Source organism: uncultured Chloroflexus sp. (assembly GCF_937129525.1).
Lineage (GTDB): Bacteria > Chloroflexota > Chloroflexia > Chloroflexales > Chloroflexaceae > Chloroflexus.
Genome location: NZ_CAKZNK010000033.1, coordinates 1 through 25,537 on the forward strand (window position 1 = coordinate 1; position 25,537 = coordinate 25,537).

The 25,537-nt window shown below is 57.9% G+C and carries 21 protein-coding genes and 1 pseudogene; all 22 read left to right on the forward strand.

Annotation, left to right across the window (positions count from 1 at the left end; all coding sequences use genetic code 11):
• Nucleotides 1–735: pseudogene (locus Q0650_RS02960) on the forward strand (VanZ family protein); the annotation flags it as partial.
• 1 nt (nt 736) lies between these two features.
• Nucleotides 737–2,497, forward strand: a complete 1,761-nt coding sequence (locus Q0650_RS02965; RefSeq protein ID WP_298815758.1) for a sorbosone dehydrogenase family protein — start codon at nt 737–739, stop codon at nt 2,495–2,497.
• Nucleotides 2,498–2,544: 47 nt separating this feature from the next.
• On the forward strand, nt 2,545–3,867 hold the full coding sequence (locus Q0650_RS02970; RefSeq protein WP_298815760.1) for a nucleotide sugar dehydrogenase: 1,323 nt from the start codon (nt 2,545–2,547) through the stop codon (nt 3,865–3,867).
• A gap of 89 nt (nt 3,868–3,956) precedes the next feature.
• Nucleotides 3,957–4,856 carry a glycosyltransferase family 2 protein gene (locus tag Q0650_RS02975; RefSeq protein ID WP_298815762.1) on the forward strand — a complete coding sequence of 300 codons (900 nt, stop codon included), beginning with the start codon at nt 3,957–3,959 and terminating at the stop codon, nt 4,854–4,856.
• An 8-nt stretch (nt 4,857–4,864) separates the two neighbouring features.
• Nucleotides 4,865–5,596: a polysaccharide deacetylase family protein gene (locus tag Q0650_RS02980; protein ID WP_298815764.1), complete on the forward strand. Its 732-nt coding sequence runs from the start codon at nt 4,865–4,867 to the stop codon at nt 5,594–5,596.
• A gap of 52 nt (nt 5,597–5,648) precedes the next feature.
• Complete coding sequence (locus Q0650_RS02985) at nt 5,649–7,358, forward strand: bifunctional sulfate adenylyltransferase/adenylylsulfate kinase (RefSeq protein ID WP_367280791.1); 1,710 nt, start codon at nt 5,649–5,651, stop codon at nt 7,356–7,358.
• Between the two features lies 1 nt (nt 7,359).
• Complete coding sequence (locus Q0650_RS02990) at nt 7,360–8,133, forward strand: sulfotransferase domain-containing protein (RefSeq protein ID WP_298815768.1); 774 nt, start codon at nt 7,360–7,362, stop codon at nt 8,131–8,133.
• Nucleotides 8,134–8,239: 106 nt separating this feature from the next.
• The gene (locus Q0650_RS02995) at nt 8,240–8,935 is read left to right on the forward strand and encodes an acyltransferase (protein WP_298815770.1); all 696 of its coding nucleotides are present in this window, start codon (nt 8,240–8,242) and stop codon (nt 8,933–8,935) included.
• A 15-nt stretch (nt 8,936–8,950) separates the two neighbouring features.
• On the forward strand, nt 8,951–9,931 hold the full coding sequence (locus tag Q0650_RS03000) for a glycosyltransferase family A protein (RefSeq protein ID WP_298815772.1): 981 nt from the start codon (nt 8,951–8,953) through the stop codon (nt 9,929–9,931).
• A gap of 6 nt (nt 9,932–9,937) precedes the next feature.
• Nucleotides 9,938–11,203 carry a glycosyltransferase family 4 protein gene (locus Q0650_RS03005; protein WP_298815774.1) on the forward strand — a complete coding sequence of 422 codons (1,266 nt, stop codon included), beginning with the start codon at nt 9,938–9,940 and terminating at the stop codon, nt 11,201–11,203.
• Nucleotides 11,204–11,432: 229 nt separating this feature from the next.
• Nucleotides 11,433–12,842: a polysaccharide biosynthesis tyrosine autokinase gene (locus Q0650_RS03010; RefSeq protein ID WP_298815777.1), complete on the forward strand. Its 1,410-nt coding sequence runs from the start codon at nt 11,433–11,435 to the stop codon at nt 12,840–12,842.
• Nucleotides 12,814–14,370, forward strand: coding sequence for an efflux RND transporter periplasmic adaptor subunit (locus Q0650_RS03015; protein WP_298815779.1), 1,557 nt, complete (start codon nt 12,814–12,816; stop codon nt 14,368–14,370). Before Q0650_RS03010 ends, Q0650_RS03015 begins: the two co-directional genes overlap by 29 nt.
• A 19-nt stretch (nt 14,371–14,389) precedes the next feature.
• Nucleotides 14,390–15,430 carry an NAD(P)-dependent oxidoreductase gene (locus tag Q0650_RS03020; RefSeq protein WP_298815781.1) on the forward strand — a complete coding sequence of 347 codons (1,041 nt, stop codon included), beginning with the start codon at nt 14,390–14,392 and terminating at the stop codon, nt 15,428–15,430.
• A 64-nt stretch (nt 15,431–15,494) separates the two neighbouring features.
• Nucleotides 15,495–16,502 (forward strand): GDP-L-fucose synthase, encoded by a 1,008-nt coding sequence (locus Q0650_RS03025; protein ID WP_298815783.1) that lies wholly within the window; start codon nt 15,495–15,497, stop codon nt 16,500–16,502.
• A 1-nt stretch (nt 16,503) separates the two neighbouring features.
• Nucleotides 16,504–17,418, forward strand: coding sequence for a glycosyltransferase family 2 protein (locus Q0650_RS03030; RefSeq protein WP_298815785.1), 915 nt, complete (start codon nt 16,504–16,506; stop codon nt 17,416–17,418).
• A gap of 12 nt (nt 17,419–17,430) precedes the next feature.
• Nucleotides 17,431–18,786, forward strand: a complete 1,356-nt coding sequence (locus tag Q0650_RS03035) for an O-antigen ligase (RefSeq protein WP_298815787.1) — start codon at nt 17,431–17,433, stop codon at nt 18,784–18,786.
• Nucleotides 18,783–19,976 (forward strand): glycosyltransferase family A protein, encoded by a 1,194-nt coding sequence (locus Q0650_RS03040; RefSeq protein ID WP_298815789.1) that lies wholly within the window; start codon nt 18,783–18,785, stop codon nt 19,974–19,976. The genes Q0650_RS03035 and Q0650_RS03040 overlap by 4 nt, the downstream gene beginning before the upstream one ends.
• Nucleotides 19,973–20,785 (forward strand): glycosyltransferase family 2 protein, encoded by an 813-nt coding sequence (locus Q0650_RS03045; protein ID WP_298815791.1) that lies wholly within the window; start codon nt 19,973–19,975, stop codon nt 20,783–20,785. The genes Q0650_RS03040 and Q0650_RS03045 overlap by 4 nt, the downstream gene beginning before the upstream one ends.
• Complete coding sequence (locus Q0650_RS03050) at nt 20,785–21,933, forward strand: glycosyltransferase family 4 protein (RefSeq protein WP_298815793.1); 1,149 nt, start codon at nt 20,785–20,787, stop codon at nt 21,931–21,933. Before Q0650_RS03045 ends, Q0650_RS03050 begins: the two co-directional genes overlap by 1 nt.
• Nucleotides 21,934–21,944: 11 nt before the next feature.
• Nucleotides 21,945–22,799 (forward strand): carbohydrate deacetylase, encoded by an 855-nt coding sequence (locus Q0650_RS03055; protein ID WP_298815795.1) that lies wholly within the window; start codon nt 21,945–21,947, stop codon nt 22,797–22,799.
• Nucleotides 22,796–24,184: a phenylacetate--CoA ligase family protein gene (locus tag Q0650_RS03060; RefSeq protein WP_298815797.1), complete on the forward strand. Its 1,389-nt coding sequence runs from the start codon at nt 22,796–22,798 to the stop codon at nt 24,182–24,184. Before Q0650_RS03055 ends, Q0650_RS03060 begins: the two co-directional genes overlap by 4 nt.
• A gap of 60 nt (nt 24,185–24,244) precedes the next feature.
• Nucleotides 24,245–25,537: a glycosyltransferase family 4 protein gene (locus tag Q0650_RS03065; protein WP_298815799.1), complete on the forward strand. Its 1,293-nt coding sequence runs from the start codon at nt 24,245–24,247 to the stop codon at nt 25,535–25,537.

The window sequence follows — 25,537 nt, forward strand, 5'->3', positions numbered from 1 at the left end:
AGCGGCCCGCTGGCGCGCCCACTGGTTGCGCAGGGGCGTCCATTGGTGACGGCTGAGGGGATGGGGGTGGGTTATCAGTGCTGGCTGATGAGCCGTGAACCGCTGGCCGTCGTGTCATCAGCAATTGCCGACGCAGGCGCGCTGACAATGGTGGCACAGGTAGCGCCGCGCGATCCGGAGCGGTTGGTTGAAGGATTGATGGTGAATTATGGTCGTGAGATCGACAGCCACAATATCAGTTTGATTCAGTCTGGGCCAGATCTGCTTGTGCGGATGCGGCTACCGCTCACTCGTCCGGCAGATGATCGACCGGTGCTGCGATTTGCCAATGTCTTTGCCGATGAGCAACCACAAGTATTGGCGTTCAGCTATGACGGTACAACCGCTCGCCTGTTTGTCGATGGTCATCGACATCCACAATGGTACGCTTTTGGTCCGGGCGAGGCATTTATCAATCGCTGGCTCCCGATCCAAACCCATCAGATTGGTGGCTGGTCAATTGCGTTAGCGATTATCTTCAGCCTGCCAGTAGCTCTGGCTGGCGCTTCATGGCGTGGATCGCGCTGGTGGTTCATGCTTCCAGTGCTGTCTGCTCCCTTCATCATCGGGTACGCGCCGCAGTTGGTGGCATTACAGCCACTCAGCGAGACAATGGCGCTGGCCAGCGCGCTGACGATGCTGGTCGGCGGAATTGTCATCTACTGGCTTACTAAACCATACCTTCCAGGAGACTGATATGCGAATGAACTGGCTTGTGATCGGATGGCTTGCGCTATCCCTCATTGTGGCACAGGCCGGCATGGCGCAGGCGCAGACGTCGACATTTGACTGGCGTAGTGATTGGGCCGTTGCCACAGGTTTTACGATTGTCGAAGATACGACAGGTTATCAGTTTCCCAGCGCAATCGCATTTGTTCCCCAGCCCGGCCCTGATCCGAAGGATCCACTCTACTTCGTCACCGAGCTGCGCGGCGCGATCAAAGTGGTGACGAATGATCGCAGTATCTTCACCTTTGCCGAAAATGTTTTTCAGTTTAAGCCGACAGAAGAACTTCCTTCAGGGCGAGGACAAGGCGGCATGGGTGGTATCTGCCTTGATCCGGCGAATGGTTACATTTTTGTCACGTTTCTTTACAACGATGCTAATGGGCGGATGCGCAACAATATTGTGCGTTATCAAACAAAGCCTGGCACATTTGCGCTATCACCCGACAGCTTCGTTGCTTTCACTGAAGTCTTCGCCAGTTATGAATCGGGTCTGGCTCACCATATTGGCGCTTGCCAGGTGGTTGGGAATCAGCTTTTCGTTGCGATTGGGGAAGCGTGGCAGCCGCATTTGGCGCGCGATCCTGATCAGATGGTCGGCAAAATCTACCGCATGGATCTCGATGGCAAGCCGTTGTCCGACAATCCGTTTTACGTGGACGACGACGTTACCAAAGCGCGCAATTATGTATGGGCAAGCGGTTTTCGCAATCCGTATGCGCTGCGAGTCGTGAACAATCGGGTGTTTGTCGGCGATAATGGGGTCGGTACCGACCGGTTTGTTGAAGTCCAGCGTGGTGAAGACTACGGCTGGAATGGCCAGGAGAACAGTATTCATCTACGCGCGGCATATGTGTGGGTACCGAGTCTGGCTCCAACAACGTTGCAGTATTTACCCCCAGACAATGCCTTATTAGGCGATTCCAATGCCGGCAAATTCTTCCTTGGCATGGCCGGTTCGGTGCGGCGCGGCAAAATGCCCGGCATCGTGCGCATCGCCTATGATATGGAACGCAACCAGGTGATGGCAGTGCCCGACTACTTCTTGCGCTTTCGAGGCACGCAAGAACAGATGGTAGTTGGGTTGGCGTTCGGGCCGGATGGTCTCTATTTTGCGCCGATCTATCCCAATCAGGCCGGGCAAACATCCGTGTATAAGATTATTCCCGATCCGACCAATAGCTACCCCTACCGTCCCACCCAGGTTGAAGATCCACGTCAGATTATTCGTGAGCGTGGCTGTTTAGGTTGCCACCAGATCAACGGTGATGGCGGGTTTGGCGGCGCAGCCGGGCCTCCACTCAGTCGTGAATTGCTCATTGCCAACATTCAGGCGCGCCTGAACAATCAGCAGTATCGTCAACTGCTGGCTGAACTCGATCAACTGGAAGAAGAGCCGTGGGTTTCGACACGATCGGCGCGAGCAGCCGTCCTGGCGCTGGAAGGCGAAGCGGCCATCCGACAATGGATTATCAACCAGATTGTCGAACCGCGCTGGGATAATCGCGGTTCGCAAATGCCAAATCTTGGCGTGAGTGAAGCCGAGGCAGCCATCGTAGCCGATTATCTCCTGGCGCCACCGCGCGCGCAGAGCGGGTGGACAGCATACCTCGCTACTGCCCTGCGCTCCCGGCTGGCATGGCTCGCTTTCGGCGTTGGTGGCGTAGCCGGTGTGGTGATTGCGAGCTTCGGATTTGTCTTATGGTACCGCCGGCGCGTGCCTCGTCTATAATGACCACATGCGCTTCATACCGTTGCAAGAGGGAGTATCGTTGCCCTATGTTCCACACATTAATGAACCGAATTCACGGGCGCGAAGCCAGAGTTGGAGTGATTGGTCTGGGCTACGTTGGGTTACCGCTGGCAGAACGGGCCGGACGGGTTGGTTTCCCGGTGCTGGGTTTTGATGTCAGCGCCGAGCGGGTAGCGCAGGTTAACCGGGGTGAGAGTTATATCGGTGATGTATCAGGTGAGGCATTATCGGCCTTGCGCGCGACCGGCCATCTTGAGGCCACCACCGATATGAGCCGCTTGCGCGAATGTGACATTCTTGTTATTTGTGTGCCAACACCTCTCAATGCGACTCGCGAGCCTGATATGCGCTACGTTGAAGCGGCCAGCGATGAGATTGCGGCCTATATTCGTCCTGGTCAACTGGTGATCCTGGAGAGCACAACCTATCCCGGTACGACCCGCGAGTTGATCAAACCACGGATTGAGCGTGATGGGTTACAGGTAGGCGAGCAGATCTTTCTCGCCTTCTCACCCGAACGGATCGATCCTGGCCAGACCAGTAGCAAAGGTTTCAGCGTCGAGAATACGCCCAAGGTGGTGGGAGGAGTTACGTCTCAGTGTACCGAACTGGCCAGCGCCTTCTACGGCTATATCACCACGCGGGTAGTGCCGGTCAGTTCGCCTGATGTAGCGGAATTGACCAAGCTGTTTGAAAACATCTTTCGGGCTGTCAATATTGCGCTGGTTAATGAGCTGGCTTTGCTCTGTGATCGGATGGGTATCAATGTTTGGGAGGTGATCGAAGCGGCGGCAACCAAGCCTTACGGTTTTATGAAATTTACTCCTGGCCCCGGTCTTGGCGGTCACTGTATTCCGATTGACCCGTTCTATTTGACCTGGAAAGCGCGCGCCTACGATCTTACAACCCGCTTCATCGAGCTGGCTGGCGAGATCAATACCCAGATGCCGCGCCATGTGCATGACCTGGTCACGCGGGCGCTCAATCGGGCGCGCAAACCATTAAACGGTAGCGCGATCTTGTTGCTGGGAATTGCCTACAAGCCTGATGTCAATGACTTCCGCGAGTCGCCTGCCTTCAAAGTGTACGATCTCTTAACGGCTGATGGCGCGAAGGTGATCCCGTGCGATCCCCACATCGACGAATTTGAGCTGCACGATGGCCGGCGGATGCGCACTGTTCCGCTTAGCGATGAGTTGCTGCGCGCGTGTGATTGCGCGGTAATCATCACCGATCATAGTGCCTTTGATTATCAGCGGATTGTTGAGCTGGCGCCGGCAATCGTCGATACTCGCAACGCCACCCGGTCAATTCGGGGGCCGCTCCGCGACAAGATTACAGTATTGTAGTTGTCTGGTTACGGCTCTGATCAGCGCAGATTCACCTGCTGCTGGCATAAAGGAGATGCACAGAATCGTGGTAGGCGAGGAGGAATACGGTGCAACGTGAGCTGCGACTCAGTGTCATCATCCCGTGCTACAACGCTGCTGCGACTCTGGGAGAACAGTTGACGGCCCTGGCTGAGCAGACCTGGGATCGACCGTGGGAGGTCATTGTGGCCGATAATGGTTCACGCGATGACTCGCGGCGCGTCGCGGCTGATTTTCTCAGGCGCATGCCCAATTTGCGCATTATCGACGCCAGCGCTCGCCGCGGAGGCGCCTTTGCGCGCAACGAGGGCGCTCGGCACGCGCGGGGAACCGCGCTGGCGTTTGTTGATGCCGATGATGTGGTGGCTCCAGGATGGTTGGCAGCAATCGGCGCTGCGCTCGACCGTCATCCCTTCGTCGCCTCCCGATTTGAAATCGAACGGCTCAACCGCCACTCATGGCTGAGTTGCGCCCGGCGTAACCCGCAGGCTGACGGCTTGCAACGGGTTATGTACCCTCCTTACCTGCCCCATGCTGGTGGTTCTGGTCTGGCCATCGAACGGACGCTGCATGAACAGGTGGGTGGTTTCGATGAGACCTTGCTACGGCTGATGGATACCGATTACTGTTTTCGCGTGCAGTTGCAGGGTCAGGTTGAGCTGGCATTTGCCCCGGAAGCGGTAGTCCATGTGCGCTATCGTGATACCCTCGGCGGTATGCTGCGCCAGACGCGCGAGCGGGCGATAGCCAATGTGATTCTGGCCCGGCGTTATGGCGACGAACAGATGCATTCCCGCCGCGCCCTGTCACTGTGGTTGTCGTATACGCGGCGCTGGGTACGCCATCTTGGGCGCGCCATTCAAATCAGGCAGCGCGAGCATCTGGCCGAGTGGCTGCGCATGAATGCGTGGTTAATCGGGCTGTTGCAGGGAAGTTTAAAGTATCGATGCCCGCCGCTGGCTATCTAAGGGAGGCTATGCAGAATATTCAGCGCGCCACCACTACCCTTCCTGGCCTGGTCAGACGCTGGCTGCGTCCGGTTGGACGACGCCTGTTGGGTACGCTGGTGCGGGTAGAAACGAATGAACCGGTAGTGGCCCTGACCTTCGACGATGGGCCGCATCCGGTTTACACGGCTCAGATACTCGATCTGCTAAGGCAGTATCGATCGCGCGCTACGTTCTTTCTGCTGGGGCGACATGCGGTTGACCAGCGCGCGCTGGTCGCCCAAATCGCTGCCGCCGGTCACGCCATCGGCAATCATACCTTCAATCATGCACGGATGCCGGAAATTTCGCGCTGGCAGCGCTGGCGTGAGTTGTGGATGGCGCGGCGGGCTTTGTCGCCTTATGGAGTGCCTCTGTTTCGCCCTCCCTACGGCGGCCAGTCGTATGGCTCGCGACTCGATGTATTCCTGTTTGGTTACGAAGTAACCGGATGGACAAGCCATATCGAAGATTGGGTGGCGCAGCCGGCTACGCAACTGGCCGAACGGTTGCGGCAACAGCTTCATCCGGGGAGCATCATTTTACTGCACGACCGGCTGGCCAATCCTCGCGATCCGGCTGCTGTCGATCGCTCACCCCTGATCGAGGCGCTGGCAACAGTGCTGCGCCTGTCGCACACTACATACGGTTTTGTGACAGTGCCGGAACTCATCCGTACCGGCAGGCCGGTGCGCGTGCCGTGGTTTCGTCCGGCTCGATAGCTTCCACAGGATTCAGATGTTTATGCCGACATCTCAGAAAGCTTACACCAATATGTATCACGACTCTCTGCTTATTCCGCCCTACGGTGGTTGCCTGGTTGATCTGATGGTTGCCGCTGAAGAGCGGCTCGATCTGCTCGAAGAAGCCTCACGGTTACCCACCATCCAGATTTCGATGCGGAGCCTCTGCGATCTGGAACTGCTCGCTACCGGCGGATTTTCACCCCTGACCGGTTTCATGGGGCGCGAAGATTATGAGCGAGTTCTGGAGGAGATGCGCCTGGCCGATGGTACGTTGTGGCCAATTCCGGTGACGTTACCGGTTGAGCAGAGTCATTTCGGCAGCGATCGCATTTTGCTGCGCGATGTTCATAACAATCCGCTGGCGATTCTAGAGTTGAGCGACATCTACCGCTGGGATGCTGAGCGCGAAGCGCTGGCAGTGCTGGGCACGACCGACCCTCGTCACCCTCTGGTAGCCGAGATGGTGCGTTGGGGCAAATACTATGCCGCCGGACGGCTGCGGGTACTCAATCTACCTCGTTACTACGATTTCACCGACCTGCGGCGCGCGCCGGCTGAAGTGCGGCGTCTGCTCGGCGCAATGGGACGGCCCAACGTTGTCGCGTTTCAAACCCGCAATCCGATGCACCGGATTCACGAAGAGCTGACGAAGCGCGCGGCAGCGCAGGTTGACGGTAGTCTACTGATCCATCCGGTTGTTGGCATGACCAAACCCGGTGATATCGATCACTTCACACGTGTGCGCGGCTACCGCTTGCTAGTGGAAAAATACTATGATCAGAGCCGAACGCTCCTCAGCCTTTTGCCACTGGCGATGCGGATGGCCGGCCCGCGTGAAGCGGTCTGGCACGCTATCATTCGCCGTAATTACGGCGCGAATCATTTCATCGTTGGTCGCGATCATGCAGGTCCTGGCAACGATAGCCACGGCAAGCCATTTTACGGCCCCTACGATGCGCAAGAGTTGCTGGCGCGCTACGCTGCCGAAATTGGCGTGAAGATGATACCGTTCACCGAACTGGTCTATCTCAAGCGGGAAGGCCGGTATGTGCCGGTAGATGAAGTGCCATCAGGAGCTGAGATTGCAAGTATTTCCGGCACGCAGGTGCGTGACGAGTATCTGGCCAAAGGGCGGCTATTGCCCGAGTGGTTTACCCGGCCAGAGACGGCAGAAATTCTGCGCCAGATGTATCCACCGCGTCACCGCCAGGGTTTCTGTGTCTGGTTTACCGGTCTGAGCGGGGCGGGTAAATCAACGATTGCCGCAATCCTCAATATCCTGTTGCTCGAGCGAGGTCGCGCGCCAACCATTCTCGATGGTGATGTCGTGCGCACCCATCTGTCAAAGGGTTTGGGCTTCTCACGGGAAGATCGCGATACCAATATCTTGCGGATCGGCTTTGTGGCCAGCGCGGTTGTCAAAGCAGGTGGCGCGGTTATCTGCGCGGCAGTCAGTCCATACCGGGCGGCACGTAATGAGTGTCGGGCAATGATCGGCAGCGATCAGTTTATTGAAGTATTTGTTGACACGCCGATCGAGGTGTGTGAGCAACGTGATGTGAAGGGATTGTACGCCAAAGCGCGCCGGGGCGAGTTGCGTGGTTTCACCGGTATCGATGATCCCTATGAACCACCGGTGAATCCAGAACTAACCCTGACGACGACGGATGTCACGCCGGAAGAGAATGCGCGCAAGATTATTCGGTATCTGGAAGAAAAAGGCTTTTTGGAGGTCTAGTATGCTGGATGTCTTCCGTAGCGCGCGTCGCACCTTGCGTCAATTGATCAGAGGGCCACACGCCGATCTCGGTTTCAAGCCACAGCCCGATTTTTACTATCTGGCTTCGTTTCCAAAATCGGGCAATACATGGGTGCGGTTCCTGCTGGCAAATCTGCTGGCTGGCGAAGAGTTGACCTTGAAAGGATTCGGTCGTTTCGTGCCCGATAGCCATATTAAGGGTGATCTGGCGTATATGGCCGATCCATCCACTCCTTTCAATCAGATGCGACCGCGTTTCGTGAAGACCCATCTTCATTACCGTTCCATCTTTCGCCGGGCGATCTATATCGCGCGCGATGGGCGCGATGCAATGACCTCGTATTACCACTGGCGCAATAAGCGTTCGGATAAGCCGGTGACGCTCACCGAGATCATCGTTGGTGACATCTACTGGGGGCGCTGGTCAGATCACGTGTTGGGCTGGCTCAGCAGCGACTGCGAATTGCTGGTCGTGAAATACGAAGACCTCTATGCCGACACTGCGGCGCAAGTGCGGCGGATCCTCGCGTTTTGCGGTATGCAGGCGAGTGATGAACAGATTGCCGCAGCCGTGGCAGCTTCGTCGTTCGACCGCATGCGGGCAAAGGAGCGGGCAGCGCAGGGGGCAGAAACTCCCTTCTTTGTGCGCAAAGGTGGCTCTGGCGACTGGCGCAATCTCTTTTCGCCTGCCGATGAGGAGCTGTTCTGGCAGTATCACCGGGCCGGTATGCTCGCCGCCGGCTACTGTGAGTGAGTTCTGGTTTATTCGTTTTGCCTGACGTGACGGTACGCGCCATACGATGTCGTTGCGTGGGTGTTCTGCTGATGCAGATGTCGATGACCAAAAGGAATGTGAGACTATGCGTCACCGGCTGGTTCATTTCTGGAGCGATCTATGGATGCGGCGCGCCGGCCCCGATCGGTTGGGCAAGCTTGCCACGTGGCTGGCAGCTTTACCATATGCTCCCTACAAAGCGCGGGTGGCGTTGGCCCATCGCTATCCAAAAGGCTATGTCGCGCCATCGGCCCAACTCAGTGGACGGCGCATTCGTCTTGGTTGCCACGTCTTCATCGGTGATGGCGTCGTCATCTACCAACGTCAGGATGGCGGCGTGGTCGATCTGGGTGATTACGTGGAACTGCATCGCGACACCATCATCGAATGTGGACGCGGTGGCAGTCTAGTTGTTGGCGAGCGCACCGGCATTCAACCGCGCTGCCAGCTCTCGGCCTATGTTGAACAGATTGTTATCGGGCGTGGCTGCCAGATCGCTCCTCAATGTGCGTTCTACCCCTATGACCACAGCACGATGGCCGGCCAGCCAATCGGGAGTCAACCGCTCACCAGCAAAGGCCCTATCGTGCTCGAAGATGATGTCTGGCTCGGATACGGCGTGGTCGTATTGTCGGGTGTGACAATTGGCGCCGGAACCGTCGTGGGCGCGGGGAGCGTCGTGACGCGCAGTTTGCCGGCAGGCGTGATTGCAGTCGGCGCGCCGGCTCGGATTGTGCGCGAACGAATGGTGACTGATACCAACCACATTCAGGTAGAATGAACAATGAGGTGACGCATGGCGGCGACGATCACGGTAGCCATCCCGGTATACAAACGATTAACCTACGTTGCGCAGGCAATTCGGTCGGTAGCTGCGCAGGATTATCCGGCGATTGAGTTGATCGTCTCTGACAATGGGTGTAATGGCGATGCGGTGTTAAACCTTGTTCGCGCTAACTATCCACGCCCATTCATATTTCGGCAAAACCCGGTATCAGTGCCGATTGTCCCCCACTTTAATCAGTTACTGGCTGCTGCCAGCGGTGATTACTTTGTCTTGTTGAGTGATGATGATGAATTAGCGCCGGGTTATCTCTCAACAATGGTTGCTGCCCTGGAAGCGCATCCTGATGCGGCGGCGGCAATCTCGCGGGTCGAGGTGCTCGATGAGCAAAACCGCGTGGTCGGCTCAACCGCCGACCGACCATTACCGCCTTCGGTGATGAGCGGTCCTGACTGGATCGCTCGTTGGGGACGAAACGAACACAAGTTTGTCTGTTTTACCACCAATCTGGCTCGCGCGGCTGAATTGCGCGCAGTTGGTGGCTATCCCAATTTTGATGGCGGGAATGGCGTTGATAACGCTTTACTGGTGGCGTTGAGCATCGATCGCAGTATCGTCTACTGCCACCGGGCAATCTTTCGCCATCGGATCTACGATACCAGCTTTGGTAAGTCGGTCAGTGTGACCAGCCTGGCTCGCGCGTCGCGCCAGTTTTTGGCCTTTCTCGACCAGCATCCGAAGCTGCGCGCCTATGCCCGGCAGTATCCGCAGGAATGGGCTGCATGTCGAGCAGCCATCACCCGCGTGATTTGGACAACGTACTATGGGCGTTGGCGCCAACTCTACCGCGGACGCGAGCACTATCTCGCCTGGTTGAAAGCGGGATTCGCTCTGCCCTTTATTCCAGCCTATTACCGGCGTGTTCTTCCCGAGATCGTCTATTCGCTGCCGGCAGTCGGCGCATTTGCCCGGCGTCGATTGGCGGCGCGATAAAGTTGTATGCGAATTGTTCACGTTAGCGCAAACGACATCAGCGGTGGCGCGGCGCGGGCCGCTTATCGTTTGCATCAGGCGTTACTTGCGCTCGGCTGTCATTCGCAGATGCTGGTTGCCAGCCGGCGCAGCGCCGATCCAACGGTGCGTGCTATGCCTCCGGCGGGCAACTGGTTTGAGGCAGGGTTACAACGCTGGCGGAACTGGCAGATCCGCCGCGCAATGAAACCGTATCTGGCCACTCGCCCAGCCGGCCTCGAGCCGTTCAGTGATGATCGGAGCCGCTACGGAAGCGCGCTGGCCCGCGCATTGCCGCCGTGCGATGTGGTGAATCTGCATTGGGTGGCCGGTTTCGTCGATTATGCGTCCTTCTTTCGGCTCGTACCCCGGCGAGTGCCGGTAGTGTGGCGGCTTTCCGATCAACAACCTTTTACCGGTGGTTGTCACTATGACGAAGGGTGCGGTCGCTACACTGCAAACTGTGGCGCTTGCCCGCAACTCGGCTCACGCGATCAACGCGACCTCTCATACCAGATCTGGGCGCGGAAACGAGCGGCGCTGGCGCAAGTGCCGCCAGGTCGGTTGCACATCGTCGCCCTCAACCGGTGGATGGCTGACGAAGTGCAGCGCAGCTCACTCTTTGGGCATCTGCCGGTGCATATCATTCCAAACGGTCTCGATACCACCGTCTTTGCCCCTACTGATCGCATTCAGGCACGTCAAGCGTTGGGGTTGCCGACGCAGGCCAGGATCGTGCTCTTCGTCGCGGTGTCGGTCAATAATCGACGAAAAGGATTTACCCAACTGGCGGCGGCATTGACAGGATTGGGCGATGAGCCAGATCTGGCTCTGGTATCGATTGGGCGTAATCCGCCATCAATTGCTGCGCCGATCGCCCATTACCCCCTTGGCGTGATCGAAGATGATGCTCGCCTGGCACTTGTCTACAGCGCGGCTGACCTTTTTGTCATTCCCTCGCTCCAGGATAATATGCCGAGTACAGTGCTGGAGGCACTAGCGTGCGCTACACCCGTCGTCGGCTTCGATGCTGGCGGAATCGGCGAGATGGTGCGTCCCGGTCAGACAGGCTGGCTGGCGCCGGTAGGCGATGTGGATGGGTTGCGGGACGCTATTCGCCGTCTCTTGCGCAACGACGCTGAGCGGCTGATGATGAGTCGCCAGTGTCGCGCCGTGGCTGTTGCTGAGTATCGGCAGGAGCTGCAAGCCGAGCGCTATCTGAACCTCTACCGACAGATTGCCGCAGCTTTCTGACCGGTCTCTGGCTGGATGAATGTTTTGTTATAACGAATTCTGGCTGGGGACATCACACTGTCACGTGATCCGGTTACAACAAAAGTGCGTGATCGGATACCATGTTTGATGTATCCCAGTCGGTCTGTATCAACTCGCTTTTCCTACGCTCCCACAGACCTTTCTGCTCGACCGTTTCGCGGCACTCAATGCGCGTCTCTTGACGTGATGGCGTTGCCAGGAGGGGATCTTGGAACTAAAGAACTATCTGCTCTTTGTCTGGCGGTGGGCATGGCTCATCATTATCTGTGGCTTGATTGGCGCCGGAGTAGGTTATGCCTATTCGCAGACCCAACCCCGCTTATATGCGGCTTCAACGATGCTGATGGTGAATCAAGATCAGGGTAATTTTGCCCGACCTTCACCAACATTTGACGATCTCCGCGCGCGGGAACGGTATTCCTTAACGGTGCGGCAATTGTTGTTGGTGCGTCCGGTACTTGAGCGTGCCGCCAGCATGGTTGAAGGGGTCACTGCTGCACAACTGGCAGTTCGCGCCAGCACCGCCGATGTAGGCAAAACCGAACTGTTCCTGCTGACCGTGCAAGATACTGATCGACAACGCGCAGTAGTGTTAGCCGATGCGATTGTCGCTTCATTTCAGGCGCTCGAACGCGATCTACTGGATAATCCCTACGCGCAAGACTCCAGTCTAATCGTAGTCGATCCGGCGTATGCCAAGCGGAATCCGGTTAGCCCTGATTATGCCCGCAATATTACGCTCAGTGTCTTTATCGCCATCCTGATCGCCCTGACCATCGGGTTTCTGTACGACTACTTCAACACGCGCATCGGCGATGAAGGTGATCTGGATCGACGCGGTGGTGGGCGGCCATTGGTGGCAATCGGTAAGTTGAAAGGAGCATCGCCGGCTGCGCAGCTTGTGACGCTGAACGATCCAACTTCACCTGAAGCTGAAGCCTACCGGATGTTCCGCCTTCATCTTGACGCGCTGGCTGCCACCTCGCAACTGCAGTTGATTGCCGTGATCAGCGCAGCGGCACGAGAAGGGCGCAGCGTCACCGCCGCCAATCTGTCCGTTGCGCTGGCGCAGACCGGTCGCCGGGTCATCCTGGTTGATGCCAACCTGCGCAATCCCATTTTGCATACCTTTTTCAATCTACCCAATCAGGGCGGCCTCTCCAATCTGCTTAGCGGCACTGCGCAGGTGATCGAGCCGTTTCTGCGTGTGACCACTCAACCCGGCCTTTACCTCTTGACAGCAGGGAATGTAGCCGGTCTCCCATCCCAGCTTCTCGGCGGGTCAAACCTGGAAAAGGTGCTGACATCGTTGCGTCAGTATGCTGAAATCATCATCATCGACAGCGCGCCGTTGTTAAGTTTTGCCGATACAACTCTGCTGCTACGCGCGGTAGATACAACTCTGGCAGTAGTGCGATCCGGTCAAACCACCGAGAGCGAATTGCGTCAAATGATCGATCTGCTACGTCAGACTGATATTCCGTGTATGGGCATTGCATTCAACGGTGTGAAGCGTCGGTGGCGCCGGTTTCCTCTCCTCGCGCCACAACGTTCACGACTGTCCACGCAGGCGCCGGTGGCGAATCGGAGTGAAATCGTCGGTGAAGTGGGAGATTGAAGCTATGCGACGTTACTGGTTAGCGCTCGTCGTTGTGATTTCCCTGCTGCTGACTGCGTGCAGCCAGCAAGCTGATCCCGAACCGAATCGCTCGCCCACAACGGCGCCGGCAGCAGCGCCCACGACAGCGCCGGCAGCAGCGCCCACGACAGCGCCGGCAATCGTAAACGGTACGCTCATTGCCAGTGGTCGTGTCCAACCGGTTACGGTGCTCGATCTAAGCTTCGTGAACGCCGGTTCAGTGGCTGAGGTGTTGGCGCAACCAGGCGATCGCGTGCGCGCCGGCGATATAATTGCCAGTCTCGACATTCGCGCCCTCGATCTGGCGGTAGCGGAAGCGCGAGTAGCTCTGGCAGAGGCGCGGGCCAACTATGAATTATTGCAAAGTGGCGCCACGCCCGAACAGATCGAGCAGGCCGAAGCCGAGATTGCCCGCGCGCGCGCGCGACTGGCCGATGGCCGCACTAATGTCACCCAGAGCGACATAGCGGCTGCTCAGGCCGAGTTGCGCGAGGCTCGCGCAGTACTCGAGCGCATACAAAAGGGGATCACACCTGAGGACCGCGCCCGCCTGGAGGCGTCAGTAGCCGAAGCGCGCGCCCGATTGCAGACCCGAATTAACAACCTGGCTGGCGAAAAGACCCAGCTCGAATCGCAGATCGAGCGGTTGGCAAATGAGCTGCGCAATGCTCAGGATGATTACTCACGCGTCGCGTGGATGAATCAGCAGATCGTGGCCGGGGGTGGTCAATTGACCCAGGCTCAAATCGATAACGAAACGCGGTTGTTGCGCGCAGTAGAGAATGCTGAACGACGTTTGCAAGAGGCTCGCGTGGCGCTCGAGACGGTGCGTCAGAATGAGTTCAGCGAGATTGCTGCCTACCGCGCCGAGGTTGATCAGGCTGAAGCTTTACTGGCCGAAGCCTTGCGTCCGCCGACGCCCGATCAGATTGCTGCGGCTGAGAAGCGAATTTTGCAGGCGGAAGCGCGATTAGCGCAATTGACGGTCAATCATCCCAATGAAGTAGCCGTCTACGAGGCCGAGTTGCGCAAGGCCGAAGCCGATCTGGCTCGCCTGACTGCGCCGCCGCTCAGTGCGCAGATTGCCCTCGCTCAAGCCCGGATCGAGCGCGCCGAGATTGAGTTGCGGAAGGTCGAGTTGAATCGCGAACGCTACCAGATTCGCGCGCCGATTGATGCCACAGTGGTGAGTGTCGTTGTGCAACCGGGTCAGACGGTTGATGCTAGCCAGCGCGTACTCACTATCGCTACGCTTGACCAATGGCAGATTGTGGTACCTGAACTCAGTGAAATTCACGTCAGCCTGATCAAAGAAAACGATCCGGTGACGATCAGTTTCATTGCCTTGCCTGATGTGCGTCTCAGCGGCAGAGTGCGCTATATCGAACCAATTGGTCAGGAGACAGGGATCGGCACAACGTACACCGTGCGGATTGAGCCTGATAGTTGGGATCCACGACTGCGCTGGAACATGAATGCTCAGGTCGTCTTCTCGGCCAGCAATTAACCATTGAGGAGGTGGCAGAATGACAACGACGACACATCCCCATGCCTTGATTACCGGCGGGGCTGGCTATATTGGCTCATTGCTGACCGGCGTGCTCTTGAATCAAGGCTGGTCAGTGACGGTTGTCGATGATCTTCTGTTCGGTGGAGCTTCTTTGCTCGGCTACTGGCATCATCCGCGCTTCCGTTTCGCCAAGGGCGATGTCTGCGATCCGGCGACACTAAGGGTCAGCGCTGAGGGCATTGCGGTGGGAAATCTGCCGCCTGCCCGGTTCGATGCCGTCATCCATCTGGCTGCTATCGTTGGTTTTCCTGCCTGCCAGACGGTTGGGCCACAGGTGGCGTGGCGGTACAATTTTGAGGGCACGAAGCGTGTCTTTGCTGTCGCTGATGCGGCTCGCGTTGACCGGTTTGTTTTCGCATCGACCTACAGCAACTATGGCCTGTCACCTGATGGCGCGCCGGTAACCGAAGAGTCGCCGCTCAACCCCCAATCACTGTACGCCGAAACCAAGATTGCTGCCGAACAGTTTCTGCGTGAGCAAACGAACGGGGCAACCACGATGCCGATCCTCTTCCGGTTTGCCACGCTCTTCGGTATCTCGCCGCGCACCCGCTTCGATCTGATCGTTAACCAGTTTGTGCTCGAGGCCATTACACGCCGCAAGCTGATCATCTATCAGCGCGGGTATGCCCGTTCGTTCGTGCATGTGCGCGATGTTTGCGATGCCATCCTGTTGGGCCTGAATGCTCCGCCGGCCATTGTCAATCGCGAAATCTTCAATGTCGGCAGTGAGGAGGGCAATTATACGAAAGATGAGATTGTTGCGCTGGTGCAGCGCTACATCGCCGGCACGGTCATCGAATACAAGGACCTGACCTTTGGCGGTGATATGCGCGACATCCGGGTTTCGTTTGCCAAGATCCGCGAGCGACTCGGTTTTCGGCCCCGCATCAGTGTCGAGCAAGGTATTCGCGAGGTGTCCGATGTGTTGCTCAACGGAGTGATCAAAGACGCGCTTGATAGCCAGTATCGCAACGCTCAATTTATCGTCCAGTAGGAAACGAGGCTCCCGGAGTGATCGTTCGATAAACCTGCTTCATTCATTCCACAGCGAGGATCCTATGCAGCTTGATACGCAGCGTTGGCCTGATAGCCGCCAGTTTTGGCAAACGAAGCGCGTGGTGGTTACCGGCGGAGCTGGCTTTCTCGGTTCGTATGTCGTTGACCGGCTCTATGCCCGCGGCGCGCGCGCGGTCGTGGTACCGCGTTCTCGCGATTACGATCTGCGCCAGGTTGATGCCATTCGCCAGTTGCTGATCGATGCCCGTCCCGACATCATCATTCACATGGCGGCGCGGGTTGGCGGGATCGGCGCAAACCGGGAGCATCCGGCAGAGTTTTTCTACGACAATCTGATGATGGGCGTGCAGTTGCTGCACGAAAGTTGGCGATTTGGGGTGAGCAAGTTTGTCACCATCGGCACAGTCTGCGCCTACCCGAAGTACACGCCGGTGCCGTTCAAAGAGGACGATCTCTGGAATGGTTATCCCGAAGAGACCAACGCGCCCTACGGCCTGGCCAAGAAGATGCTGCTCGTGCAGGGTCAGGCATACCGTCAGCAGTATGGCTTTAACTCAATCTTCTTGCTTCCGGTCAATCTCTACGGCCCACGCGATAATTTCGATCTCGAAACCTCGCACGTCATTCCTGCCCTGATCCGCAAATGCATTGAGGCCGCAGAACGGGGCGATCGCGAGATTGTGGTCTGGGGTGATGGCTCGCCGACCCGCGAGTTTATCTACGCTGCTGATGCTGCCGAGGGAATCTTGCTCGCAACCGAACGTTACGACGATCCCGATCCGGTCAACATTGGCAGTAGTTATGAGATCAGCATCCGCGATCTGGTGAATCTGATCGCCGATCTGACCGGTTTTCGCGGGCAGATCGTCTGGGATACCAGCAAACCGAATGGTCAGCCGCGACGCAAGCTCGATGTGTCGCGGGCCTGGGAGCGGTTTGGCTTTCGGGCGGAAACAACCTTTACCGAAGGGCTGCGGGCTACCATCAAATGGTACCGGGCTAATCGCGAACCGTCGATTGCTATGCGGGCTGTAGGTGAGGCAGGTTAATATGGCAACGATCATCCAGGCTATGCCGACGCTAACCGATCTCCCTCCGCCACCGCCTGAGCGACGGGGATGGCCGTGGACGGAGGCGACGCCACCGGCTTCGCCGCTCATGACCGATGGCCGGCCATGGCTGCGCATCACGGTTGTGACCCCGTCGTATCAGCAGGATCAGTACCTCGAAGAGGCGATCCGTTCGGTGTTGTTGCAGGGTTACCCCAACCTTGAATACATCGTAATGGATGGCGGGAGTCGCGATGGCAGTGTCGAGATTATTCGTCGTTACGCGCCATGGTTGAGCTACTGGCAATCACAGCCTGATGGCGGTCAATCGGCGGCGCTGGCCGATGGCTTCGCGCTCGCTACCGGCGAGATCCTGGCCTGGATCAATTCTGATGATCGGTTGCAACCCGGAGCACTGCAACGGGTAGGTCGTTTCTTTGCCGAACGACCCTGGCTGGCCTTTGCCAGTGGCGATGTAAACTTCATCGATGCCAATGGTCAGATTATCTCACGGATCTTTGCTCTGCCGCCGAACGCAACGCTTACCGCTCTGCTCGGTGTGCATCGTTGGCCGCAGCAGGGATGTTTCTGGCGGCGTCACGTTTACGAACAGGTGGGTGGTGTTGATCGCAGTTTACGCTTCTGCATGGATCGCGATCTCTTCATTCGGCTGAGCGCCGCTGGCCCTGCCCGGCGGCTACCAGGGCCGCCGCTGGGTGATTTTCGGCTCCACGAAGAAGCCAAAACAGCCACCTGGCAGACGGTTTGGCAGCGTGAGCATGCTCTGTTGCAGCGCCGCTACCGACAACCATTGACGACTCATCAATACGCAGGTTTGCGCGTGCTCTGGTGGATTTGGCAGAAGCATGCCAGCCTGCGCAACCGGCTTCATCGCGCTTATGGTTTTGAATTCTAGTAAGGCGATGCGATGATTGTTACCGGCCCAATCATTCTGAACCCACTTGAGCTGGCATTGCTGGGCCTGATCGGCCTGTATGCAGTATGGCGCGGACGGCCTGAGATTGTGTTGGCGATCTACTTGTCGGTTTCGCTCTGGACGCGCACTGTGTTCGTGGGGCCGCTCGCTGCGACCTGGCCGTTGCTGGCAACCATCGTGCTGGCGCTAATCCGCTATCTGCACGTTGCGCGACCCTGGTCGTTATTACCCAACCGGCTCGATCTGACGACCCGTCAGATCTTCCCAACCGGTGATACGTGGATCGTACCCTGGATGGGTTTGTGGTGGGCCTGGGCGCTCTGTGTGCTTCTCCAGTTCGATCTGCGCGACAAGATGTCGATCCTGCGCCCGGTGATCCTCTACATTATCGTTGGTTCCCTGGTCGCTTTGATGACAATCCGCGATGCCAGCGCTGCCCGTCGGTTTGCAATCGCCTATCTTCTAACCAGCGCATATGGTCTCTATGCGGCGCTGCGCTTCATCGAGGTTCCACTAAGCTACCTGTTGAGCGATCCCGGTCTCTCGTCGCTGCCCTACCGAAACCTTGGCATTCGCGAATACAACTACTTCTCCCACCACCTCAGCATCGCTTTCGTGCTTGGACTTGGCTTATTTCTGCAGGCTCGTCATCTATGGTCGATGATGTTGTTTGCGGCAGTTGCCTTCTGGTGTGGCTATGGCGTCTTCCTCACCGGGGCACGTCAGTCACTGAGTGGCGCAGGGGTAGCGGCTGCTCTCATCTTTGTCTGGGCGCTCAGCCGGCAGGGAAGCAAGCCCTGGCGGGTACCGCTGATAATAGCCGCTATCGTGATGGCAGTGGTACTGATTTATCAAGTTGCTCCACATCTCGTAGTGCGCGAAGGCGAGAGTGGTCTGGAAGAGTCCTTCAACATCTTCGAGGATCGTGGCGGCTTGTGGGAAATCGGCTGGAATTACTTCCTGGCATCGCCAGTATGGGGTTGGGGTTTCGAGCAGAAGCTCTGGTCGCATAACCTGTTTATCGGTACGCTGGCCGATCAGGGTCTGGTTGGCATGGTGTTCTTCCTGGGCTATCTGATCTGGGCGCTGCGTCGATTGCCGGTGGTCTGGGCGCAAACCCCCGATGATGACCGCGCTGTCTGGCGGATCGTCTTCTTCGCCATCTTCGTATTTGCCCTGGTGCATGGACAGGCTTCAGGGAATACGATGATCACGGCTCATCTGCACTGGTCGCTGTGGGCAGTCTGGGCGTTGGGTAGTGGTGTGGTGGTAGAGACGATGCCGAAGCCATTACCGATGCCGCCGCGCGCGCGTTTGCGACCGGCGCAGGCAGGAGGCACGGTATGAGCGGCCAACCTCGAATTACCTTCGGAATGATTGTGCTGAATGGCGAACCATTTCTGCGCTATAACCTGCGCGCGATCTACCCTTTCGCTCACCAGATTATCGTTGCTGAAGGCGCCAGTCCCCGCGCCGCCCATGCCGCCACAGCAGACGGTCATTCAATTGATGGCACCCTGGAGGCACTCTACCGCTTCAAGGCGGAAGAAGATCCCGACGATAAGCTGATCATCGTCACTGCCGAGATGTGTGGTCACGCCAATGGCTTCTGGCCGGGTGAGAAAGATGAACAGAGCCGCGCCTATGCTGGGCGCGCGACCGGTGATTGGCTGTGGCAGATCGATGTCGATGAGTTTTACCACCCGGCTGACATGGCGCGTGTTGTGACGTTTTTGCAACAGCATCCCGATACCACCTGTCTCTGTTTTCGCGCTTATCATTTCTGGGGCGGATTTGATTACCTGGTCGATGGTGGCTTGTTCTGGCATCGCCAGTATCAAGGGGAACCATGGGGGCGTTATCGCCGCGTCTTGCGCTGGCAGCCTGGGTTTCGTTACGATACCCATCGTCCGCCAACGATAGTTGATCAACAGGGGCGCGACATCACGCGCCGCCGTATGCGATACGCCGATGCATTCGGCGTCTGGATGTATCACTACTACATGGTCTTTCCCCATCAGTTCACTCGCAAAGGCGCGTACTACCAAAACCAGCCCTGGGAACGTGAACGCGGTCGTTTGCAGAAGAATCTCGATCTGCTGAGTGAAGTGCATCCAGGCAATGGCCTGCGGATCATGGATCAGTATGGCACGCAAAACTGGTTGACCCGCTTTACCGGTCATCATCCACCGGCAATTGAAGCGTTGCGCGCCGATATTGCTGCCGGAAAGGTACAGGTGGAGCTGCGTCGCACTGATGACATCGAGCGTCTGTTGGCCGATCCGCGTTATGCCCGGATGGTGCAGGTGGCCTGCCGACGTGAACGCCTGCGCGCCTGGCGCAACCACCTGATCTACCTGATCTGGTGGCGACCGCGAAGTCGCCTGATTCAATTCCTGCGTGAGCAGGTGCCGCCGGCCCTGGTGCAGCGGTTACCTGCCACAATGCAGCGCAAGTTCATTCCTGAGCATCGCCGGCGTTATCAAGAGCAACTGACCCGCTATCAGCGTTCCATCGGTTCGGGAGATGCTACATGAGCCAGCCTCTCTTCAGTGTAATCACGATTACGCTCAACAGCGCAGCCGATGCTGAACAGACGGCGCGCAGCGTGTTGGAGCAAAACTTTACCGATGTTGAATATCTGGTGAAAGATGGTGTTTCGACCGATGGCACGATTGAGCGGTTGCAGGCCCTTGGCGTGCGCGTCATCGTATCGCCTGATACCGGGATCTACGATGCCATGAATCAGGGCATTGCTCATTCGCGTGGTCGCTATCTCTGCTTCCTCAACGCCGGTGATCGTTTTGCCGGGCCAGATGTACTCGCTACCGTCGCCGAAGCGCTGACACGGAGCGGCAACCCCGACTTTCTCTATGGCGATGTGCGCTCGTTTGTCAACCATCCTCATCTTGGCATCGGTCGCGCCGGTGAGGGACGCCTGATTCGTTACCCCGACCGACTCACTCGCTTCTGGCTCTACCGCAAGATGATCTGTCAACAGGTCTGGTTTGTGCGGCGCGAAATCTACCTCGACCGCCCCTTCGCGACCGACTACCGTATTCTGGCCGATTACGCTTACCTGCTCGATATGGTGTTGCGTCGGCGGGTCCGTTACTATCACCTGGCGAAGGAAGTGGCTATTTTCGATGGCGGCGGGGTGAGCACCAAGGCTTCACCGCGCCGAGACGCCGAGCGCGCTCGCGCTTTGGCAACAGTCTATGCGCCGTGGGAAAGGCGCCTGTACGAAACGGTCTTTGGGGGCATGCGATGGCTCAACCGCACTCTTTTCTACCCGATGATTCCGCTGTTACCCGAACGATGGCGCGCCCGGCTAAGCGGCCTTTGATGGCTGCTCGCCGGGTTGTGCATATTTCAACAGTTCACCAGCCATTTGACCAGCGTATCTTCTACCGCGAGTGCGCCACTCTGGCTGCGGCTGGTTACGAGACGCATTTACTGGCGCCATTGCCGGTGAAGCAGCTTAAACGGCAAGAAGTGCAGATTCACAGTGTCGGAATCCCGTCGGTTCAGCGATTGAGATTGGCAATCGGTCAGCGCTGGCAACGAATGCAACGCGCGGCAATGCTGGCCCGCCGTTTGCAGGCCGATCTCTACCATCTGCACGATCCCGAATTGATCCCGCTTGGACTATGGCTCAAGGCGACCACCCGGGCGCGGGTTGTGTTTGATTGCCACGAAAACAACACTGCCTACATCCGGCAAAAACGTCATCTGCATCCGTTCGCGCGCGCCGGTCTGGAATCAGGGATGACGATGCTGGAATACCGGGCAGCGCGTTCGTTTGACGCGATCATCACCGCCGATCGCGGCGTGGCCGATCTCTATATGCACCGGTTCAAGGCCCGTCGGGTGATAACCATTCACAATTTTCCTCAGCTCGAACTGTTCCTGAATCAGCCGCCACCATCTGACGATGCGCCGTTCGATCTGGTTTATCACGGGACGATTCCGCGCTACCATCTGGAAGTGACCTTTGCCGTTGCCGAAGCATTGCGCCGTCGCGGTCGGCGGGCGCGCTGGCTCTTCTTCGGCAAATGTCCTGAAGCGGCGTGGGCGCAGGCTGAGCTGGCGCGGCGCGACTTGCAGGCCGATATTGTGCTTGACCCGACCATGATCCCGCACGATCAGGTTGCAGCGCGGGTGCGGCAGGCCCGGATTGGATTTATTCCGTTGCCTGATTTGCCCAAGTTTCAGCACAATATTCCTACCAAGTTGTTTGAATTCATGGCGCTCGGTATGCCGGTTGTGCTGAGCGATTTGCCGCCGAGTCGCCCATTTGTTGGCGATGGTCGCTGCGCCTTGATGGTTGCGCCTGACGATAGTGAAGCTTACGCAGAAGCGATTCTCCGCTTGCTCGACGATCCGGCGTTGCGCCGGGCAATGGGTGAAGAGGGGCGCGCGCGTGTGATTAATGAATTTAACTGGCAGCGCGAAGCGCAGCATCTCCTGGCTCTGTATTCAGAATTGCTATGAACCACAACGGCATGACTCATCAACTTATCATTACCGCCGACGACTACGGTATGTGCCCGGAAGTGAATCGGGCAATTGAAGAGTGTCTGGCTGCCGGAGCATTGCGCGCGACATGCGTCATGACCAATATGACCGATTATGCCGATGCTGCGCAGCTTCGTTGGCATGTTCCGCAAGCCTCAATTGGGATTCACTGGACGCTGACGCTTGGCGTGCCGGCGGCAGCGCCGACGCAGGTCCCCGATCTGCTGGCTGCGAATGGACAGTTCTGGCCGGCGCCAGAATTTCGGCGGCGCTGGCTGGCGCGGCGAATTGCGCCCGAACAAGTGCGCACCGAATTGCAGGTCCAGTACGAACGGTTTGTGGCCGTGGCCGGTCAGCCCGATTTCTGGAACACGCATCAGAATGTCCACGTCTTGCCCGGCCTCTTTCCACTGGTGGTGGAAGTAGCGCGCCAGCTCGGTATCCCGGCAATGCGTTCACATCGGCGTATTACCGCGCCACGCCACGGCTCGCCGCTCCGTTATCATTTGACCCATCCGATCTACTGGCTGAAAGGGCAGATCATTGCGCGCTGGGTTGCAACGGCAGCCCAACAGGGAATGCGCATGCCGGCTGGCGTGGTCAGCACACCCGGATATGGGCCGGGCAAGGCGGCGATTGACCGGATCATTCCGCGAGTGCCATGGCCGCCTGCAAACCCGGTCGAACTGGTTATCCACCCGGCAACGCGAGTGCTGCCGGAACTGTTTGGCGGTCTGACCGAGTCCCGTCTGCGCGAATACGAGGTCTTTCGCGATCCGACGCTGGTCGAACGGCTAGCCGTCTCTGGCGTGCAGGTAGTAGGCTTTGAGGTACTGCGATGAAACTGCTCCATCTACCCGCCCAACAACAGATCTACGATGCTGCGCCGCGCTGGTTGCAACGGGTGCTGGTCAATGCGGAAGCCGCGCGCCGCGAGTGGTTTCGCCGTCACGGCGACTATCGGCGGCTGGTTGCTGCGCACGATCCAAGATGGTATTACCGTTCGCGAGACGAGCAAGAGGCATGGCAACTTGCGCAGCTCAACCGCCTGCTGGCCGAAGCGCGGCGGCGAGTGCCCTACTATCGGCGTACCTTGCCCGATCGTCCGTTATCTCATCTATCTGAACTCAGCGCATTACCCTTACTGTCAAAAGAGCAGATCCGTCGCGATCCCTTTGCGCTGGTTGCCGACGATCTCAACCGACGCGCGCTCTGGCCGCGCAAGACGAGCGGTTCAACCGGAACACCCCTCACCTTCTACCTGGATCGCGAAGCAACTCGTAATCATCAAGCTCCTGCCGACGCTATGCTGGTGGCGCTCGGCTGTCGCTTTGGCGAACCGCGCGCCCGCTTCTCCGGCGCGTATGTGACGCCCTACAGCCGCACTCAACCACCGTTCTGGATCTGGATCGACCTTTATCGCCAATTGCAGTGTTCGGCTTACCATCTCGCGCCTCAGTTTTACCCTCACTACCTGCGCGCCTTGCGCGAGAGCGGGGTTGTCTATGGTACCGGCTATCCAACATCATGGCATCTGCTGGCGACATACATCCTTGAAAGTGGCGATCAACCGCCACGCCTGCGCGCCATCATCAGCGATAGCGAAGGAATTTCACGCGAGCAGCAAGCTGTAGTCGAGCAGGCATTCGGCTGCCCGATGGTGCAGACGTATGGCGCCGGTGAAATCGGGCAAATGGCCTGGCAATGCGAGCATGGTCGTTATCACGCGCTCAGCCGCGCTGCAATCGCCGAGGTGGTTGATGCCAATGCTCAGCCGGTCGCTCCCGGTGAAACTGGTCAGATCGTGGTGACCTCTTTTGCCAGTACCGGAACGCCCTTCATTCGCTACCAGACCGGTGATCTGGCTATGGTGGCCGCCGATGATTGTCCGTGTGGTCGGCACAATCCGTCGTGGCTGGCGATTGAAGGCCGGATCGATGATCGAATCAAGACACCCGATGGACGCTGGATAGGCCGGCTCAGCCACGTTACCAAGCCAGGAGTGGGGATCAAAGAGAGCCAAATCGCGCAGGTAGCGCGCGACCGCATCGTCATTCGGGTCGTGCCTGCGTCGGATTTTGTCCCTGCATCGATGCAGGCAGTGATTGAGGCTGCCCGACGTTACCTTGGCCCGGCAATGCAGATTGAATGGGAAACTGTCGAACGATTACCGCGCACATCTGCGGGCAAGTTGCGCCACGTGGTGCGTGAAGTTGATCTGGAGTAACGATCTGGTTGCGCAAGATGGTGCCTCCTGTCGTTTAGATGGTTGAGAGCGGTTTAACTGTTGGCGCAGCTACGCGACTATGTGCTGGCTAACTATTATCGCGTATATCACTATTGCTTGTGGTTTTCGATGCACATTCTCTACCTGCACCAATACTTCACCACTCGCGCCGGCGTTGGCGGCACTCGTTCTTACGAATTTGCCCGCTTCTTTGTGCAGCAGGGCCATCAGGTGACCATGGTTACCGCTGCCGAACGTCAATCGCCGTGGGCAGGTGGATGGTGGCGCCAGCGCGAAGTTGATGGCATTAAGGTCATCGAGGTGCGCGCCGGCTATGCCGATTACAGTCGCGCGACTGCAATCGGCTACGGGCAGCGGATCATCGCGTTTATCCTTTTTGCGCTGGCAAGCCTGCTGGTGGTGTTGCGAGTCGAGCGGCCCAACGTAGTGTTTGCAACCAGCACGCCGTTAACGATTGGCATTCCCGGTATGCTAGCCAGTTGGTGGCATCGTGCCCCACTGGTATTTGAGGTGCGCGATCTGTGGCCGGAAGCGCCGATTCAGATGGGGGCACTGCGCCATCCGGCTCTGATCCTGCTGGCGCGCTGGCTGGAACGAGTCATCTATCGCTATTCGCGCCATATCATTGCGCTCTCGCCAGGAATGCGTCAGGGCATTATCGATGCTGGCATTCCGCCAGAGAAGATTAGCGTCATTCCCAACGCTGCCGATCTCGACCTCTTTCATCCGCAACGCACCGGTTGCAACTGGCGTGAGCGACTCGGTCAACCGGCCTTTCTTGCGCTCTACTTCGGCACGATGGGTGAAGCCAACGATGTGCGTCAGGTGATCGAAGCTGCGCGTGTGTTACAGGATCAGGGCCGCAATGACATTATGCTCGCGCTGGCCGGGCAGGGTCGGCAGCGGCCATTGTTGGAAGAGCTGGCTCGTCAGTACAACCTGCGCAATGTGCAATTTCTCGATCCGCTGCCCAAAGCCGAAGTGGCCGATCTGGTAGCTGCCGCTGATGTTTGTCTGACGATCTTCAAGGCAGTGCCAGTACTCGCTACCTGTTCTCCCAACAAACTCTTCGATACCCTGGCAGCAGGGCGACCGGTCATTGTCAACACTCCAGGCTGGTTACAGCGGCTGGTAGTTGAGCATCAGTGTGGGCGTTACGCCCGCGCCGGCGATCCGGGCGATTTGGCAATACAAATTGCCTATCTGTGTGACAATCCCGACTTTACCCGCCAGGCTGGCCGCAATGCGCGCGCGCTGGCCGAACAGCAGTTTGATCGCCGGCGCCTGGCTGCGGCTGCGCTGGCAATTTTGCAAACCTGCGCCGCTCCATGA

Excerpts from the sequence above, each read along its gene's own strand:
- Q0650_RS02965 (WP_298815758.1), top strand. The coding sequence starts at position 737 with ATGCGAATGAACTGGCTTGTGATCGGATGGCTTGCGCTATCCCTCATT.
- Q0650_RS02970 (WP_298815760.1), top strand. The coding sequence starts at position 2,545 with ATGTTCCACACATTAATGAACCGAATTCACGGGCGCGAAGCCAGAGTT.
- Q0650_RS02980 (WP_298815764.1), top strand. The coding sequence starts at position 4,865 with ATGCAGAATATTCAGCGCGCCACCACTACCCTTCCTGGCCTGGTCAGA.
- Q0650_RS02985 (WP_367280791.1), top strand. The coding sequence starts at position 5,649 with ATGTATCACGACTCTCTGCTTATTCCGCCCTACGGTGGTTGCCTGGTT.
- Q0650_RS02990 (WP_298815768.1), top strand. The coding sequence starts at position 7,360 with ATGCTGGATGTCTTCCGTAGCGCGCGTCGCACCTTGCGTCAATTGATC.
- Q0650_RS02995 (WP_298815770.1), top strand. The coding sequence starts at position 8,240 with ATGCGTCACCGGCTGGTTCATTTCTGGAGCGATCTATGGATGCGGCGC.
- Q0650_RS03000 (WP_298815772.1), top strand. The coding sequence starts at position 8,951 with ATGGCGGCGACGATCACGGTAGCCATCCCGGTATACAAACGATTAACC.
- Q0650_RS03005 (WP_298815774.1), top strand. The coding sequence starts at position 9,938 with ATGCGAATTGTTCACGTTAGCGCAAACGACATCAGCGGTGGCGCGGCG.
- Q0650_RS03020 (WP_298815781.1), top strand. The coding sequence starts at position 14,390 with ATGACAACGACGACACATCCCCATGCCTTGATTACCGGCGGGGCTGGC.
- Q0650_RS03025 (WP_298815783.1), top strand. The coding sequence starts at position 15,495 with ATGCAGCTTGATACGCAGCGTTGGCCTGATAGCCGCCAGTTTTGGCAA.
- Q0650_RS03030 (WP_298815785.1), top strand. The coding sequence starts at position 16,504 with ATGGCAACGATCATCCAGGCTATGCCGACGCTAACCGATCTCCCTCCG.
- Q0650_RS03035 (WP_298815787.1), top strand. The coding sequence starts at position 17,431 with ATGATTGTTACCGGCCCAATCATTCTGAACCCACTTGAGCTGGCATTG.
- Q0650_RS03040 (WP_298815789.1), top strand. The coding sequence starts at position 18,783 with ATGAGCGGCCAACCTCGAATTACCTTCGGAATGATTGTGCTGAATGGC.
- Q0650_RS03045 (WP_298815791.1), top strand. The coding sequence starts at position 19,973 with ATGAGCCAGCCTCTCTTCAGTGTAATCACGATTACGCTCAACAGCGCA.
- Q0650_RS03050 (WP_298815793.1), top strand. The coding sequence starts at position 20,785 with ATGGCTGCTCGCCGGGTTGTGCATATTTCAACAGTTCACCAGCCATTT.
- Q0650_RS03055 (WP_298815795.1), top strand. The coding sequence starts at position 21,945 with ATGACTCATCAACTTATCATTACCGCCGACGACTACGGTATGTGCCCG.
- Q0650_RS03060 (WP_298815797.1), top strand. The coding sequence starts at position 22,796 with ATGAAACTGCTCCATCTACCCGCCCAACAACAGATCTACGATGCTGCG.